We start from the raw sequence: 15,587 nt of genomic DNA on the forward strand, positions 1-15,587 counted from the left end.
ATCTTCCAAGACCCTAATGAACCGATTTGGGCTTAACCTTATCGGACAGCAATAGAAATAGATAAGCCTTTATCCCCTGTTTTAGCAGGAAAGATAAAGGCTTGTTTCAATATATCTCAGAACTGATAAGTTGCTGAGTCTCCTTATAATGTAGTCTTGCTTTATAATGTAGTTTTGCTTTCTTCTATGCTCTTGACTTTTTTGAAGAGGTCAGAGGCGAAGACAAGGTCATTCAGTTTCTTGTTCCGGGACGAGATAACGGAGTCTTTGTTGCCCTGCCATTCTTTCCTACCGTCGGCGATGAAGAGGATATTTTCACCAATGCCCATCACCGAGTTCATGTCGTGGGTGTTGATGATGGTCGTCATGTTGAATTCCCGTGTGATGCTCGTCAGCAGTTCGTCGATGACAAGTGAAGTCTTCGGGTCCAGCCCGGAGTTCGGTTCGTCGCAGAAAAGATACTTCGGGTTCATTACAATCGCCCTCGCAATGGCAACACGTTTCTGCATACCGCCTGAAATCTCACCGGGGAACTTCTGTTCAGCCCCTGTCAGGTTCACGCGTTCAAGACATTCCATCGCCCTTTTGTCACGTTCCTGTGTCGTCATGTCCGAGAACATATCCAACGGGAAACGAACGTTCTCGAGTACGGTGAGCGAGTCGAAGAGAGCCGCTCCCTGAAAGATCATTCCCATTTCACGGCGCATGAGGATCTTCTCCTTCTTTGTCATGTTGACAAAATTGCGTCCGTCATAAAGCACTTCACCGCTGGTCGGATCGAGCAGGCCGGTGAGCGAGCGCATCAGGACGGTTTTGCCTGCACCGCTCTGTCCGATGATGAGGTTCGTTTTACCGTCCTCAAAGACGGTGTTGATGTCTTTCAGCACTTCCTTGTCGCCGAACGACTTGTAGAGATGTTTTACTTCAATCATAATGAGAAACCTCCCTCCCCAGCCCTCCGAAGGAGGGAAGCCCCAATCAGCTTGTTCGTTGGGATGTATGGTTTATTATTTACTTCTTATAACTGATAAACCTCAGTCATAAGTGGTGTTCTGCTTGTTCTAATTTAGTCCCCGTCAGCCACTCACCTCCTTCGTAGGGGCTTGGAGATGATGATAATCGGTGATAGGTGTTCCGTTAGCCACTTCCCTCCTTTGGAGGGGTCGTGGGAGGCATCTGTTTAGCTCAGCACCTGCGTCAGGAACACATCGCTGAAGAGAATCAGCACGCTCGAACAGACTACGGCGTCAGTGGAAGCCTTGCCTACCTCGACGCTTCCGCCTTTCACCGTGTAGCCCATGTAAGAGGAGACACTTGAGATGATGAAAGCGAAGAAGAAACCTTTGATGATGCTCATCCACATGAACCACGGATTGAAGTCGTGCTGCAGCCCGGCGGTCAGGTCAATCGGCGTGATGATATGCCCGATGTATGCCGTGGCGTATGCGCCGATGATACCCGTAGCCGCCGAGAAGATGACAAGAAACGGCATGATGGTGATCAATCCAAGCATCTTTGGCAGGATGAGATAGCTGGCAGAGTTGATACCCATGATTTCCAGGGCGTCGATCTGCTGTGTCACGCGCATGGTACCCAGCTCTGAAGCTATGTTCGATCCGACCTTTCCCGACAGAATCAGACACATGATGCTGCTGGAGAACTCCAGCAGCATGATTTCACGTGTCACATAGCCCGACACCCAGTGAGGCATCCAGGGGCTCTGCACGTTGAGCTTGATCTGTATACATATTACCGCACCGATGAAGAACGAGATGAGCAGGACAATGCCGATGGAGTCGACCCCCAGCTGCGACATCTCCTTGACGTAGCGTTTCAGGAACATCCGCATCCGTTCAGGCCGGCTGAACGACCGTCCCATCAGTATAAGATAATTGCCGAATGTGTTCAGCCACTTGAAGACAAGCATGAATTTCCCCTTTTGGTTTGAATGTGCAAAATTAGCCAAAATATCACAGAAACAGGCAGGAAAGACATTATTTAATAGTCGCAAAGGCTGCTTTCCTCCCGCAGTCGCCCTCTTTTGTTTCTTTTCACGTCTTTATGACTGCTGTCTGCTTTTAATTTATTAATTTTGCAGCGGTTGCGGCGGTGGTGTCTGATGACGCCTCCTGTCTAAAAGCTAAAAGGGAAAGCTATGTTGGAAACAGATAATTTCGTCGTACGTCCTGAAGGGAAAGAAAGTGTGCTCCGTACGGACAGGCTGGTGAAACGGTACGGGAAACGTACGGTAGCCAATGGGGTAAGCATCAATGTGCGCCAGGGTGAGATTGTCGGGCTGCTCGGACCGAACGGTGCGGGCAAGACGACATCCTTCTACATGACGACGGGGCTTGTCGTTCCGAACGAAGGGCACGTCTACATCGACAATCAGGAAATCACCAATTATCCCGTCTACAAGCGCGCACGTGCCGGCATCGGCTATCTTCCGCAGGAGGCGAGTGTCTTCCGCAAGATGAGCGTGGAGGACAACATCATGAGCGTGCTGGAGATGACGAAACTGTCGAAGCAGGAACGCATCGAAAAGATGGAAAGTCTCATCCGGGAATTCCGTCTGGAAAAAGTGCGCAAGAACCTCGGCGACCGCCTCTCTGGCGGTGAACGCCGACGCTGTGAGATTGCCCGCTGTCTGGCGATCGACCCGAAGTTTATCATGCTCGATGAGCCGTTTGCCGGTGTCGACCCTATCGCCGTTGAGGACATCCAGCACATTGTGTGGCGGCTGAAGTTCCGCAACATCGGTATCCTCATTACCGACCATAATGTACATGAAACACTGAACATCACCGACCGCGCTTATCTTCTCTTCGAAGGACGCATCCTCTTCAAGGGGACGCCGGAGGAGCTGGCAGCCAACAAAATCGTGAAGGAGAAGTATCTCGGTACAGACTTCGTCCTGCAGAAGAAAGACTTCCAGCTGCTCGACCAGCGTAAGCGGGCACAGGAAGAGGCTGATGGAGTTATCCGGCCGTAGCCTGCTTCCCCACGGATACTGCAAAGTCTTCGTCGTATCGTCCTGCATTGTGCCGTATTCCCGACCGGTCGGGAAACTCGTTCCCGGCTGTCGGGAACACGATTCCCAGCCGTTGGGAACAGTGTTCCCGGTCGTTGTGACTGGTGAGACACCCTGCTGGAGTCTTTTGCATGGGTGCGGCTGATCTGTCGGGAACATTTCATGGGGAAGAAGACGGACTGCGTCAGAATCCGGCCAAGAACAGTCTGATGTCTTCCTGGTGTCTTAAACATTCAAGATAGAAGTGCAATGTTTGGTGTAGAGGAATCTCCGGGGGCGGCGCAGGCGTTTCTGGGGTCTTGGTTAAAAAAACAATTTTCCACCTATATATTATAAGGGTATGCGAATTTTTAAGTACCTTTGCACTCCAAAGACTGTAGGGGATGGCGTGTCTTCTCGTGAATGAATGCCTTTGATAAATAATAATAAACATAATATAGAACATTAAAGATGAAAATTTCATTTGAGAATCCCGACAAGGTGAACGGTCTGATGACCATCACTGTTGAGGAAGCTGATTACAAGGATGAGGTCGAGAAGACGCTCAAGGATTATCGCAAGCGTGCCAATGTTCCCGGTTTCCGTCCGGGACAGGTGCCGATGGGCTTGGTCAAGCGGCAGTACGGCATGCAGGTAAAGGTGGATGTCATCAACAGAATCCTGGGTGAGAATCTCCAGAAATACATAACCGACAACAAAATCCAGATGCTGGGCCAGCCGATGGCCCCGGAGTCCCAGGAGAGTGTTGATCTGGAAAAGGAAGCTCCTTATGAGTTCAAGTTCGACATTGCCGTCGCACCGGAGTTCAAGATTGAACTGAACGGCAAGAACAAGATTGACTACTATGAGATTGCCGTTGACGACAAGCTGATTGACCAGCAGGTCGAGATGTTCCAGAGCCGTGCCGGCCACTACGACAAGGTGGATACTTTCGATCCGGAACAGCGTGATATGCTGAAGGGCGACCTCCGTGAGCTGGACGAGAACGGCAATACGCTCGAAGGCGGCATTACCGTTGAGGGTGCTTCGCTGATGCCGCAGTACATCAAAGTAGAAGACCAGAAAAAACTCTTTGACGGTGCCAAGCTGGGCGATATCATCACTTTCAATCCGACGGCTGCTTATCCCGACAACGACATAGAAGTCTCTTCTCTTCTGAAAATCAAGAAGGACGAGGTTGCCGGGCACAAGGGCAATTTCTCTTATCAGATTACAGAGATTTCACGCTTTGTCAAGGCTGAGAACAACGCTGAACTCTGGAAAGGTGTCTACGGTGAGCAGGCCGGCATCAAGGACGAGGCTGGTTTCCGCAAGGCGATTGCCGAGGGCCTGAAAGAGCAGTTAAAAGGCGACTCTGACTACAGGTTCATCCAGGATCTCCGTGCTTACTGCGAGAAGAAGGTCGGCAAACTGACTTTCCCGGATACCATCCTGAAGCGTATCATGCTGGCCAACAACAAGGACAAGGGCGAGGAGTTTGTAGAGAAAAACTACGAGCAGAGTATCAAGGAGCTGACATGGCACCTGATCAAGCAGCAGCTGGCAACTGCCCACGGCATCAAGGTCGAAGACAGTGATGTTCGTGAGAGCGCGCGCCAGATGGCCCGTGCGCAGTTTGCCCAGTATGGCATGACAAACGTTCCGGACGACTACCTGAACGGCTATGCGGATGAGATGCTGAAGAAGCGTGAGAACATCGACTCGTTCGTCGAGGCTGCACTCGACCGCAAACTTGCTGCCGCTGTCAAGGAAATTGTCAAGCTGAACGTCAAGAGCGTGAGTCTTGAAGAGTTCAACAAACTTGTAAGCGGGCAATAATTTTAGGAAAAATCTTCCTTTATATAGAGAGGTTATCGATTTTTTTGCTTATCTTTGCTTTAGATATGCAGGCTGATGCCGCCTCGGGTGGCATGGAGTTTGTATAAATGGCAATGATAAGAGAGGTCGGTAACCTCTGTTTTTTGTCACATTTTATATTATAGAAAGGAAAACAATGAACGACTTTAGAAAGTATGCTACCAGGCATCTTGGAATCAACGGCATGGTGCTGGACGACGTGGTGAAGTCGCAGGCACAGTACCTGAACCCGTACATCCTTGAAGAACGGCAGCTGAACGTGACCCAGATGGACGTGTTCTCACGCCTGATGATGGACCGCATCATCTTCCTCGGTACGCAGATCGATGATTATACCGCCAATACGCTGCAGGCACAGTTGCTCTATCTGGACTCCGTCGATCCGGGCAAGGATATATCGATTTACATCAATTCTCCCGGCGGAAGCGTGACAGCCGGCCTGGGCATCTACGATACCATGCAGTTCATCTCAAGCGATGTCGCCACCATCTGCACGGGTATGGCTGCCTCGATGGCTGCCGTGCTGCTCGTCGCCGGTCAGGAGGGGAAACGCTCTGCCCTGACACACAGCCGCGTGATGATTCATCAGCCGCTCGGTGGCGTACAGGGTCAGGCTTCCGACATTGAGATAGAAGCGCGTGAGATTCAGAAGTTCAAGAAAGAACTTTATACCATCATCAGCAACCATTCTCACCAGCCGTTCGACAAGGTGTGGAACGACAGTGACCGTAACTACTGGATGACCTCTGAAGAGGCCAGGGAGTACGGTATGATCGATGAGGTGCTGACGAGGAAACCGGTAAACAATGCTGTAAAGTAAAGGAGAGACAATGCCCCAGAAGAAATGTAGTTTTTGCGGTCGGAATGAGAAAGATGTGAAGCTCCTTATCACGGGTCTGAACGGTTATATCTGTGAGGACTGTGCGCAGCAGGCTTACAACATTGTCATGCAGACAGGTGCTCTGGCACAGGAACAGAGCGGTGAAGGTGATTCTTTCAAGGTGAAGAAAGTGCCGAAACCGAAGGAAATCAAGAAATACCTTGACGAGTATATCATCGGTCAGGACGAAGCGAAACGCTATCTTTCGGTAGCGGTCTACAATCATTACAAACGGCTGCAGCAGCCCAAGGACGACGACGGTGTGGAAATCGAAAAGAGCAATATCATCATGGTAGGGTCCACAGGTACGGGAAAGACCTTGCTTGCCCGCACGATTGCCAAGCTCCTTGACGTACCTTTCACCATTGTCGATGCGACTGTCTTCACTGAAGCCGGCTATGTAGGAGAAGATGTGGAGAGCATTCTGTCGCGTCTCTTGCAGGTTGCTAACTACGACGTGGCAGCGGCGGAGCGCGGCATCGTCTTCATCGACGAAATAGACAAGATTGCCCGTAAGAGTGACAACCCGAGCATTACCCGTGACGTGAGCGGAGAGGGCGTACAGCAGGGACTGCTGAAACTCCTGGAAGGAACGATGGTGAACGTGCCGCCCAAGGGCGGACGCAAGCATCCTGACCAGGACTACATACATGTTGACACGCGCAATATCCTCTTCATCTGCGGAGGTGCCTTCGACGGTATCGAGCGCAAGATAGCGCAGCGGCTCAATACGCATACCGTCGGTTACAACTCGGTGCAGAATGTCGCACGGATAGACAAGGCCGATCTGATGAAGTATGTGCTACCACAGGACCTGAAGTCGTTCGGCCTCATCCCGGAAATCATCGGCCGTCTGCCGGTGCTGACCTATCTCAATCCGCTCGACCGGGAAGCGTTGCGCAAGATACTCGTCGAGCCGAAGAACTCCATCGTGAAGCAGTATGTCAAGCTGTTCAGCATGGACGGCATCACGCTCAGCTTTACGGATCCGGCACTCGATTACATCGTGGACAAGGCTGTCGAGTACAAGCTCGGTGCGCGCGGTCTGCGTTCCATCGTCGAGGCAGTGATGATGGATGCGATGTTCGACGTACCGTCCCGGCGAATCAAGTCGTTTGAAGTGACGGAGGAATACGTCCGTCAGCAATTGGACAAGGCGCACATTCAGAAAGCGAATGCCGCCTCGTAACCTTATACACATACAGCCTGCAGATGTGAAGACGGATTCATGTCGGCAGGCTGTATCGTTTTTCTACCGAACCTAAAAGGAAAGGAACATACCAGCTATTAACATGACACAGGACGTCAATCTTACCGGAAAACTTAAGCATTACTTTGGCTTTGACAAGTTCAAAGGCGACCAGGAGGCTATCATCCGCAATCTTCTTGCCGGACACGACACTTTCGTGCTGATGCCGACAGGCGGCGGAAAGAGCCTCTGCTATCAACTCCCCTCATTGATCATGGAGGGCACGGCGATTGTCGTCTCTCCGCTCATCGCCCTGATGAAGAATCAGGTGGATGTCATCAACGGCATCAGCGAGGAGGACGGTGTGGCGCATTATCTCAACTCTTCCTTGAAGAAGGCCGAGGTCGACCAGGTACGTGCGGATATCGTCTCGGGTCATACGAAACTGCTTTATGTCGCTCCGGAGTCACTGAACAAGGAGGAGAACATTGCATTCCTGCGGTCGGTTAAAATCAGCTTCTACGCCATTGACGAGGCGCATTGCATCTCGGAATGGGGACATGACTTCCGTCCGGAGTACCGCAAGATACGCCATGCCATTGATGCGATCGGCGTTGCTCCAGTCATCGCACTTACGGCAACGGCTACCGACAAGGTGCGTACGGACATCGTGCGCAGTCTAGGCATTGAGGATTGCGTGGAGTTCAAGAGTTCCTTCAACCGTCCGAACCTGTACTACGAGGTGCGGGCGAAGAAGAGCGACGACGATACCGACAGGCAGATCATCAAGTTCATCAAGCAGCATGCTGGCAAGAGCGGTATCATCTACTGCCTGTCGCGCAAGAAAGTGGAAGAACTGGCCGCCGTCCTGCAGGCCAATGACATAAAGGCCGCACCCTATCATGCCGGGCTCGACTCCGAGACACGCTCCAGGACACAGGACGACTTCCTCATGGAGGAACTGGATGTCATTGTGGCAACGATTGCTTTCGGTATGGGAATCGACAAACCGGATGTGCGTTTCGTAATCCATTATGACATTCCGAAGAGCCTTGAAGGTTATTATCAGGAGACCGGCCGTGCCGGGCGCGACGGAGAGGAGGGACTCTGCATCGTGTTCTACTCCAAGAAGGATCTGAACAAACTGGAGAAGTTCATGGAGGGGAAGCCGGTTGCCGAACAGGACATCGGGCGGCAGCTACTGCAGGAGACGGAAGCCTACGCCGAGTCGTCTGTCTGCCGCAGGAAGATGCTGCTGCATTATTTCGGAGAGGATTATCCGAAGGACAACTGTGGAATGTGCGACAACTGCCTGCATCCCAAGAAGAAGATTGAGGGACAGAAGCAGCTTCTGATGGTTCTCCAGGCGGTCAAGGTGCTGAAGGAGAACTTCAGGCAGGAATACGTCATCGACTTTGTAAGGGGAAGGGCTACCGACGACCAGAAAGACCACAGGCATGACGAGCTGGAAGAGTTCGGTGCCGGCGAGGAAGAAGATCCGAAAATATGGAGTCCTGTCGTCCGGCAGGCTTTGCTGGCCGGATACCTGAAGAAGGATGTCGAGAACTACGGACTGCTGAAACTGACGGCTGCCGGGCGGCGGTTTATGAAGTCGCCGGAATCGTTCATGATTGTCATGGACACCGAGTTCAAGGATGAGTATGAAGACGACGAACCGATGGCGGGTACGGCTGTCCTCGACCCGGAGCTTTTCTCCATGCTGAAGACGCTGCGCCGGAAGATTGCCCGCAAACTGGAAATCCCTCCTTACGTGATTTTCCAGGATGTTTCTCTGGAGCAGATGGCGATGATGTATCCTGTCAACGAACAGGAGCTGCAGAACATACAGGGAGTAGGCGCCGGCAAGGCGAAACGTTACGGAAAGGAGTTCTGCGAACTGATAAAGCAGCATTGTGAAGAGAACCATATTGAGCGTCCCGAGGAGCTGCGTGTCAGGACGGTAGCCAAGAAGTCTATGCAGAAGGTCAAGATTATCCAGAGCATCGACCGTCAGCTGCCGCTCGACGATATTGCCACGGCGGAGGGACTCGACTTCGACGATCTGCTTACGAAGATCGAGGAGATTGTCTATAGCGGGACGAAACTGAACATCGATTACTTCCTCGAGGAGGTGTATGATGAGGAGCAGATTGACGACATCTACGATTACTTCATGGACAGTGAGACCGACAGCATCGAGACGGCAATGGAAGAACTGGACGGGGACTACAGTGAAGTTGAAATCCGTCTTGTCCGCATCAAGTTCCTTTCTGAAATGGCCAACTGATGCTTCTGCTGTTCAGACATTTTGTCGGTATGCTGTCTGCACAGAACAAGACACCCGTAAACATATATTATTAACAGCAGATTTTATACTCCATGGGAAGATTCCCGGAAAACCTGAAGCCTCTGCTTTTAGTCTTGTTCATTCTGTTCTGTGGCTGTTCGTCAGCGTTGGAGCAGGATGAAGACATCTCCCTCCACAACCTGCGTGAGGGAGACTTGATGTTTGTTGTGAAAGAACAAAGCAATGCCATTACAGATGCAACACAGGGCATTGACGGACTGAAGATTGACCATGTGGCGATTTTCCATCATACGGACAGCGTTGATTATGCACTGGAAGCAATCGGAAAAGGGGTTGTGCTTACAGCCCTGACCGACTTCCTCAACCGTGCGAAGGGGAAAGAAGGGAGGCCGCTCATTGCTGTGGGAAGGGTAATTGCCGACTGTGATATAGCTACTTCTATGAAACGGGCATTGAGCTATCTCGGCAGACCTTACGACCACTTCTATATGCCCGATGACAAGGAAATCTATTGCAGTGAACTGGTCCAGAAGTCGTTTGTCGACCATCATGGACTCCCGATATTCCCCACTATCCCTATGTCTTTTCATGGTAAAGACGGTAAGATTTTAGACTCCTGGATCCGCTTCTATGCCTTCTACCATCGTGAAGTACCCGAAGGAGAACCCGGTACTAACCCCGGACAGCTGTCACGTGACAAGGCTGTAAAAGTTGCTTGCGCATTCTGAACTCTGACTTTCGAATAACCTGATCATTGTGAATGGCCTTTATAATACCACAACTTTTTTCAAGAGATAATCACAATATAATTTTTTAATTCATTTGCTGTCATTTTAACATTTCGAGATAATATCCTGTAAGCTAATCACTTTGACACCTGCTTGGGATGACGGGAATGACAGCAAATAAAATTTAGTACTGTTCGGTGAGCATTTTCAATATAAGTTGTTCATTGGTACTTTACTGTATATAAGAGCGGCCGGAATGAATCGGTTTTCCCGTTCTCTGCAGATGTGTTGATGGCCGTCACTTATGGAGTTGTCGGTAAGCACCAGTCGTGTTGATGGCCCGCTCCCTGCCGTATATTGCCGGAATGGGAGCAATTTATAGTCGGTGAAGCATTGTGTTGGAAAGACTTATTTAAGAAGGGGGCTTACTTATTCTGCACTTATAATCGTATCGGCACCTGTAAAGAGCTCTGACTTGTTATCATCTTTCATCTTCTCTTTTTTAATTTCTTGTCAAAAGCACTGCTTGTCCGCTGCAGTCTGCTCCGCTTTGATCCGTTTATGCTCTTCCAGCATCATTGCAGCCCGCTCACGTGCGATGCGGGCCGGTTCGCTTGCAGCCTCTTCTTCGGGTCGGATGCGCATGGTGTGGGCTGAAAGGATAAGGTCCTTCACCGCCTCTCCTCCTGCGATTAGTCCTGCTGCGGCCGGTACCCATGCGTTTGAGGCGGGCACGGAATGCCGGATGGTGTCGGAGCAGTCTTCATCGGACGAGCCGGGACTTTCAAGTGGCAGGATGCTCTCGAGTGGTTCTTCGGGGCTGTAGACTACTTTCAGATGCTTGATATTCGTCTTGCGGAGTTTCTTGCGGATGATTTTCGCCAGTGGGTCGTTGATGGTCTTGAAGATGTCGGTCACACGGAACAGGGTGGCATCCAGCTTGTAGGCGGCACCCATGCAGGCAAGCAGAGGAGTGTTCTGCTCGTGGCAACGGAAGATGAGGTCGAGCTTTGCCTTGACCGTATCAATACAGTCAATCACGTAGTCATAAAGAGTGAAATCGAACTGGTCGGCATTGTCCGGCAGGTAGAAAGTCCGGTGCTTGCGTACAATACAGTCGGGATTGATGGCATGGATGCGTTCTTCAGCCACATCGACCTTATATTGTCCTACCGTCTTGGTGGTGGCAAGGAGCTGCCGGTTGATATTGGACGGACACACACGGTCGTTGTCGATGATGTCAATAGCCCCCACGCCGCTGCGTGCAAGCACTTCGACGGCATAGCCTCCTACGCCCCCGACTCCGAAGACCGCCACACGGCTGCCGTTGAGGGTGTCGATAGCGGGTTTGCCAAGGAGAAGTTGGGTTCTTGAGAATTGGTTGTGCATAGGCGATGATGGGCGGTGATGGGCGGTGATGAGCGATGATAGGCGATGATGAGATTTATCCTGATGGTTTCTTCTGTCGAGATGGTTCTTGATAGAGGAAACGGGGCAGGGGAGCGGGACTCTCAGACTAATTTTATCATCAGGGGTTCGACGGTGATGAGATGGCGTTTGTAGAGGTCGCCGACGGCTCGTTTGTACACTTTCTTCGATACCTGGAAGCGGCGTTTGATGTCTTCTGCCTCGCTCTTGTCACCGAGGTCGCATACACCGCTGTTGTCCTTCAGATACTGGAGCAGGACTTCTGCAAAGTCTTCAGCATGCCGGTGTCCGGCCGGTTGCAGCGTACAGTCTATCTTTCCGTCACGGCGGACAGTGGAGATGTAGCCTTTGAGCCGGTCGCCGGTATGAATGTACTGGAAAATCTGGTCTTCATAGACAAGTCCTGCATACCGGTTGTCAACGATGACCTTGAAGCCGAGGTCGGTCTTCTGCCATACCAGCAGGTCAACTTCCTGTCCGTGCTTGTAACCTCCCGGACATTCGTCGAGATAATGTTCCACCTTTGCCGAGGCTACAAGCCGGTAGGTCTCTTCGTCGAGATGGATGTAGACGATATAGCTGCTGCCTTTCTCCATTCGTTTCTTCTGTTCACGGAACGGACAGAAGAGATCTTTCGTGACACCCCATGACAGGAATGCCCCATACTCATTGACCCACGAACATTCCAGATAAGCGAAGTCGCCTACCTGTGCCAGTGGCTTCTCGGTCGTGGCGATGGGGCGTTCGTCCTGGTCGAGATAGACGAAGACTTCTATCTCGTCGCCGATCTGCGTACCCTCCGGGACGTATTTCTGGGGCATGAGGATTTCACCTGCCGGTCCGCCGTCGAGATAGAGACCGAACGGATCGCCGTTGCCTTCACGCAGTGCGACTTTCTGTACTGTGAGCGTATTGTATGCTCCGAGCTTTATTTTAGACATTTTTGGAGATGATTATTGGGTAATGATAGGCGATGATAAGCGATGATAAGCGGGGATAAGCGGGGATAGGCGATGATAGGTGATACAGGAAGGATGGTTGACCTTATTCTGATGTTTTTGTTTCAGGAGTCTCCCTTTCTTTCTGCGGGGTCGTGGGCGGCTTCTATCAGACCGTCTTTAAGGTGGATGGTCCTGTCTGTTATCTTGGCAAGTCCCTCGTCATGCGTCACGATCACGAATGTCTGTCCGAATCTGTCCCGAAGATCGAAGAAAAGCTGATGCAGTTCCTGCTTGTTTTTTGTGTCCAGACTGCCCGAAGGCTCATCGGCAAGGATGACGGCAGGATTGTTTACCAATGCACGGGCAACGGCTACACGCTGCTTCTCACCGCCGGAGAGCTCGTTAGGCTTGTGTCCGGCACGGTCGGTCAGTCCCATGAACGCAAGCAGTTCACCGGCACGTTTCCGTGCATCCTTCGTCTTCCTGCCTGCGATATAGGCAGGAATCATGATGTTTTCCAGTGCGGTAAACTCCGGGAGAAGCTGATGGAACTGGAAGACGAAGCCCAAGTGCTGGTTGCGGAAGTCGCTCAGCCTGTCGGCAGACAGTCTGCCGACATCCACTCCGTCTACGACGACAGACCCGCTGTCGGGCTTGTCCAGTGTGCCGAGTATCTGCAGCAGAGTGGTCTTTCCGGCTCCGGACGGCCCGACGATGCTGACGACTTCGCCTTTGTCAATGTGCAGGTCGATGCCTTTCAGCACCTGAAGTGACCCGAAACTCTTTGTTATATTCTTAATGTCAATCATATACTTTTACTTTTCTCTGTCCGATGGAACCTGTTGGGAAGGCAGGCCGGTGAGGTCTGCCGGGACGGGTAGACCAGTCTGTTTTGTGAAACGGACCAGGCAGACAGAGGCAATGCTTATACCTTGTTCTGAATCCACTCCCTTACAGCCTCGTAGGCACTGCGCTCCTCTGTGTGCTGCGGCTGGGCGAAGGTCATGTCGTCCATCCGGTTGCCGTACTGGTCAGGGAAGATGATCATGAGTGTCTTTCCCTTGAAACACTTGTTCACCTCGTCAGGCAGCCGTTCCATCGCACTCTTGTAGGAAATGGTCCCTTTGCGGGCTGTCACGATGACGAAGAGGTGGTCTTCACGTATCCTTGTCGCCAGTTCCGGCAGTTCGTTCCAGTGCTCCAGCTCCTCATACTCGGCCCTGACGCTTGGGAAACGGTTGCGGATGAACTCCTTGACAAGCTGCAGCGTATCCTGCCGGCCGTGGAAGACAACACGGCACTCCAGGTTGCCGGCCATCCTCGCCAGCCGCTCCAGCCACCGGTAGAATCCCGGCTCGAACTCCGCACGTGAGGGGACAGCCACCTGTATGCGGCGGATGGTATTCAGCGGCTGCATGATGCGGGTGATGATGATCTGGCGGCTCAGTCCATTGTACAGGCTCCGTGTAAACTCCCCCCAGAAGCCCCGGCTGACTTCCTTGTGGAAATGCAGACCCATCAATATCTCTGATGCCTGGAATTCCTTGAAGGCATGCTTGATGCCGTTGGCGATGTTTGCCGCAATACGCACCTGTGTGGTCATGGGTACGTCCGATGCGCTGGCCAGATGCCGGAGATGGTCCAGCAGTTGCTGTCCCTCAGCCTGGTTGTGCCGCATATTCACATCATCATACACCACATTCAATGCCACCAGATCCCGCTTGGAGCGGGGATTGCGCATCATCGTCGCCATCGTGACAAGGTTGTCGGCATACTCCGGGTATTTCACCGGGATGAGTATCTTCTCATCGTCAATGTCCTTCTTCAGTTGCGGTTCCTCCTTCTCCTGCAGGCGGAGACGCTGCGCCGCGCGCTCGGTAATGACGGTCGAGATGACGCAGGTGAATAGAATCATGATGACGATGCCATTCAGCACCTCGTCACCGAACAGATACCTGCCCGGTGCCGTCTCCAGCTGCCGTCCCACCATTACCATGGCGATGGCACCGGCAGCATGGGCACTGGTAAGACCGAACATCATGTGCCCCGACAGCCACGGCATACGGAAGAGCCGTGCTGCCAGGTAAGCCGCCACGGCTTTCCCCAATGTGCCGAAGAAGACCAGACAGAATACCACCCAGAGGATTCTGCTCCCGGCAAAGAGCAGCCGTACATTGATCAGCATACCTACACCGATCAGGAAGTAAGGAATGAACAGTGCGTTGCCCGTGAACTCGATGCGGTTCATCAGCGGTGAGACTTTGGGTACAAACCGGTTCAGTATCAGTCCGGACATGAACGCACCGAAGATGCCTTCCAATCCGACAGCATCCGACAGTACAGCGGAAAGGAATACTGTGGCAAGAATGAAGATGAACTGCATCACGGCATCCGAATAACGGCGGAGAAACCAGCGTGTCAGTCGAGGAATGACGAGAATGAGGCCGGCACAGTAAGCTGCGAACTTCACGACGAACAGCAACCAGAAGACGATTCCGCTGCCGCCATGGAACGAATTGACGATGGAGGCCATGACAATCAGTGCCAGGAAGAGCGCCATCATGGACGAGCCCACACTCAGCGTCGAACTCGTATGGCGTGTCAGTCCGTACCGTCCTACGATGGGGTAGGCTATCAGTGTGTTCGAGGCCATGATGGCTGCAAGCAGAAGGGAGCCCAGAGGCGTATAGTGCAGCAGCCAGGATGCCATGGCGTAAGTCATAACGAACGGTATGAGAAAGGTCAGCAGCCCGAAGACGGCCACGCGGTTGCGGTTCTTTTTCAGCCCCTCCATGTCCATTTCCAGACCGGCAAGGAACATGATGTAATAGAGGCCGACACGTCCGAAAAGCTCAAACGAGGCATCACGCTCCAGTATGTCCAGTCCGTATTGTCCCACGACGACACCCGCCAGCACCATGCCGATGATATGCGGAATGCGCAGCCGTCCCATGATGATGGGCGAAAGCAGTATCATCAGCAGGACGACGAAGAAAATCAGCGTCGGGTCGGTGATAGGGAAATACTGGGATAAATTCAGCATGAAAGTCTATTCGCTTGTTGTCTGCAAATTTACACAAAAACTGTGATTTATAAGCCAGTGGGATAAAGAAAATGCTTTTTTCTTTAGAAGGAAATTACGAAAAAGTTTGATATACCTCTACGTAGATGAATAGGCTTTAATGACGTATTTATAAACAGAGTGAAAAAGTGTTGAAGGTGGAA

At 51.8% G+C, this 15,587-nt stretch carries 13 protein-coding genes; 6 read left to right on the plus strand and 7 right to left on the minus strand.

What is annotated here, in order from left to right; all coding sequences use genetic code 11:
- Positions 1–161: 161 nt before the first annotated feature.
- Both DYH27_RS01295 and DYH27_RS01300 read right to left on the minus strand, forming a co-directional pair.
- A complete protein-coding gene (locus tag DYH27_RS01295) occupies positions 162–932 on the minus strand; it encodes an ABC transporter ATP-binding protein (RefSeq protein ID WP_025068333.1) in 771 nt (256 codons plus the stop codon).
- A gap of 248 nt (positions 933–1,180) precedes the next feature.
- Positions 1,181–1,927 (minus strand): MlaE family ABC transporter permease, encoded by a 747-nt coding sequence (locus DYH27_RS01300; protein WP_004352535.1) that lies wholly within the window; start codon positions 1,925–1,927, stop codon positions 1,181–1,183.
- 228 nt (positions 1,928–2,155) lie between these two features.
- Here DYH27_RS01300 and lptB point away from each other — a divergent pair, with 228 nt between their 5' ends.
- Positions 2,156–2,992, plus strand: coding sequence for an LPS export ABC transporter ATP-binding protein (lptB, locus tag DYH27_RS01305; RefSeq protein ID WP_004352529.1), 837 nt, complete (start codon positions 2,156–2,158; stop codon positions 2,990–2,992).
- Here the strand turns inward: lptB and DYH27_RS01310 are convergent.
- Positions 2,979–3,164 carry a hypothetical protein gene (locus tag DYH27_RS01310; RefSeq protein ID WP_025068334.1) on the minus strand — a complete coding sequence of 62 codons (186 nt, stop codon included), beginning with the start codon at positions 3,162–3,164 and terminating at the stop codon, positions 2,979–2,981. The genes lptB and DYH27_RS01310 overlap by 14 nt on opposite strands.
- Positions 3,165–3,481: 317 nt before the next feature.
- Here DYH27_RS01310 and tig point away from each other — a divergent pair, with 317 nt between their 5' ends.
- The 5 genes from tig to DYH27_RS01340 all read left to right on the plus strand — a co-directional run bounded on the left by tig (position 3,482) and on the right by DYH27_RS01340 (position 9,993).
- Positions 3,482–4,849: a trigger factor gene (gene tig / locus DYH27_RS01320; RefSeq protein WP_025068336.1), complete on the plus strand. Its 1,368-nt coding sequence runs from the start codon at positions 3,482–3,484 to the stop codon at positions 4,847–4,849.
- A gap of 175 nt (positions 4,850–5,024) precedes the next feature.
- Positions 5,025–5,708, plus strand: coding sequence for an ATP-dependent Clp endopeptidase proteolytic subunit ClpP (gene clpP / locus DYH27_RS01325; RefSeq protein ID WP_004352532.1), 684 nt, complete (start codon positions 5,025–5,027; stop codon positions 5,706–5,708).
- Positions 5,709–5,718: 10 nt separating this feature from the next.
- Positions 5,719–6,957 carry an ATP-dependent Clp protease ATP-binding subunit ClpX gene (clpX, locus tag DYH27_RS01330; protein ID WP_025068337.1) on the plus strand — a complete coding sequence of 413 codons (1,239 nt, stop codon included), beginning with the start codon at positions 5,719–5,721 and terminating at the stop codon, positions 6,955–6,957.
- Between the two features lie 103 nt (positions 6,958–7,060).
- Positions 7,061–9,244: a DNA helicase RecQ gene (recQ, locus tag DYH27_RS01335; RefSeq protein ID WP_013670520.1), complete on the plus strand. Its 2,184-nt coding sequence runs from the start codon at positions 7,061–7,063 to the stop codon at positions 9,242–9,244.
- A gap of 92 nt (positions 9,245–9,336) precedes the next feature.
- Positions 9,337–9,993, plus strand: coding sequence for a YiiX/YebB-like N1pC/P60 family cysteine hydrolase (locus tag DYH27_RS01340; RefSeq protein ID WP_025068338.1), 657 nt, complete (start codon positions 9,337–9,339; stop codon positions 9,991–9,993).
- 513 nt (positions 9,994–10,506) lie between these two features.
- On the opposite strand, the gene DYH27_RS01345 is transcribed toward DYH27_RS01340, so the two are convergent.
- The 4 genes from DYH27_RS01345 to DYH27_RS01360 all read right to left on the minus strand — a co-directional run bounded on the left by DYH27_RS01345 (position 10,507) and on the right by DYH27_RS01360 (position 15,405).
- Positions 10,507–11,382, minus strand: a complete 876-nt coding sequence (locus tag DYH27_RS01345) for a tRNA threonylcarbamoyladenosine dehydratase (protein WP_025068339.1) — start codon at positions 11,380–11,382, stop codon at positions 10,507–10,509.
- 122 nt (positions 11,383–11,504) lie between these two features.
- Complete coding sequence (locus tag DYH27_RS01350; RefSeq protein ID WP_025068340.1) at positions 11,505–12,362, minus strand: CvfB family protein; 858 nt, start codon at positions 12,360–12,362, stop codon at positions 11,505–11,507.
- A gap of 122 nt (positions 12,363–12,484) precedes the next feature.
- The gene (locus DYH27_RS01355; protein WP_025068341.1) at positions 12,485–13,171 is read right to left on the minus strand and encodes an ABC transporter ATP-binding protein; all 687 of its coding nucleotides are present in this window, start codon (positions 13,169–13,171) and stop codon (positions 12,485–12,487) included.
- A gap of 116 nt (positions 13,172–13,287) precedes the next feature.
- Positions 13,288–15,405 carry a cation:proton antiporter gene (locus tag DYH27_RS01360; RefSeq protein WP_025068342.1) on the minus strand — a complete coding sequence of 706 codons (2,118 nt, stop codon included), beginning with the start codon at positions 15,403–15,405 and terminating at the stop codon, positions 13,288–13,290.
- Positions 15,406–15,587: the final 182 nt, after the last annotated feature.

This window comes from Prevotella denticola (genome assembly GCF_900454835.1).
Taxonomy (GTDB): Bacteria; Bacteroidota; Bacteroidia; order Bacteroidales; family Bacteroidaceae; genus Prevotella; species Prevotella denticola.